The following is a 1,376-nucleotide window of genomic DNA, read 5'->3' as shown; positions in this document are numbered from 1 at the left end:
GCTGCCGGTTGAGGACGTTCTTCTGGAGCAGGCTGAAGAAGCTCTGTGAGACTCCCAGCATGCTGCGCGGCAAGGTGGTGCTGGCTGGTGTGACCCACAGAATGACCGACCCTGCCGGTGTCCTCATTGAGAGATATGTCCGCCAGCCGCACCGCCGACCTAGATGGCTTGATTAGGAGCTTGTCCCTTCGGGTGACCCATCACAGTCCTGCCTCACCTCCTCGGCGGAAGTCCGTCCGCTGGATCAGAAGGAGCAAAGACATGTCACTCGCAGAGCTCGTCGACCACGTCATAGGCGTCGACCCCGACAGGGACCGCATCACCGCCGCAGTCGTCTGTGCAAGAACCCAGGGCGAGATCGCCTCGAAGTCGTTCGCCACTACCGCCCGCGGCTACGGCCAAGCGATGCGGTGGGCGAAGGATCACACCACCGATGGACGGCGGGCCTGGTCGATTGAGTCCACCGGCAGCTACGGCGCTGGCTTGGCGTCGGCGCTTGCCACCAGGGGCGAGTTCGTCATCGAATTCGATCACCCCGCCACGCGTCCGTCGAAGGATGGGGCGAAGTCCGACTCCTTGGACGCCGTCCGCGCCGCACGCGAGATCTTGGGCCGCAAGACCTGGGCGACGCCTCGCTCGCGCGGTGCCCGTGAAGGCCTGCGGACGCTCATCACCGCCCGGGACAGCGCGAAACTCGCGCGGGTCGCTGCGATCAACGTCCTCAAGGCACTCGTCGTCACCGCGCCCATCGACCTGCGCGAGGAGTTGCGCGGCCGCCCACTGATGGACTTGGTCGGCCGTTGCCAGCGTCTGCGTCCAGACGCCGCCATCGATCCCGAGCACGCAGCGACCAAACTGTCATTGCGCAGCACCGCGAACCGCGTCCGGCACCTCACCGATGAGTGCCGTGAACTCGAGCTGGCGATGATCCCACTGGTGCGCGCGATGGCGCCGGCGCTGCTCGACGAACCCGGCGTTGGCGTGCTGATGGCCGCCCAGATCCTGGTGTCGTGGTCCCACCCTGGCCGCTGCCGTGACGAAGCCGCTTTCGCCAGGCTCGGTGGCGTCGCGCCACTGGAAGCGACCTCGGGACAAACCCAGACCCGCCACCGGCTCTCACGCGGCGGCGATCGCCAGCTGAACCGGGCACTGCACACGGTGATCCTCGCGCGGGCGAAGCACCACCAGCCGACCAAGGAGTACATCGCCCGCCGGATCACCGAAGGCAAGACCAAGAGAGAGGCCATGCGGTGCCTCAAGCGTTACTACGCCCGACACCTCTTCCGTCTCCTTGAAGCCGCTCCGATGACCGCTTGACACTGATAGGAGCATCTCCATGGCTGCGTTGTCGCCGGCCGCGCCGACTCGGCCCATCG

1 protein-coding gene is annotated in these 1,376 nt (G+C 66.5%); it reads left to right on the top strand.

Annotated elements, in window-relative coordinates:
• Window positions 1–261: 261 nt before the first annotated feature.
• A complete protein-coding gene (locus tag ABC138_RS17505) occupies window positions 262–1,317 on the top strand; it encodes a transposase (RefSeq protein ID WP_345914463.1) in 1,056 nt (351 codons plus the stop codon).
• Window positions 1,318–1,376: the final 59 nt, after the last annotated feature.

Source organism: Janibacter sp. LM, assembly GCF_039631275.1.
In the GTDB taxonomy this organism is placed as follows: domain Bacteria; phylum Actinomycetota; class Actinomycetes; order Actinomycetales; family Dermatophilaceae; genus Janibacter; species Janibacter terrae.
The sequence above is the reverse complement of the archived record's forward strand: the minus strand, read 5'-3'. Positions and strand labels throughout refer to the sequence as shown.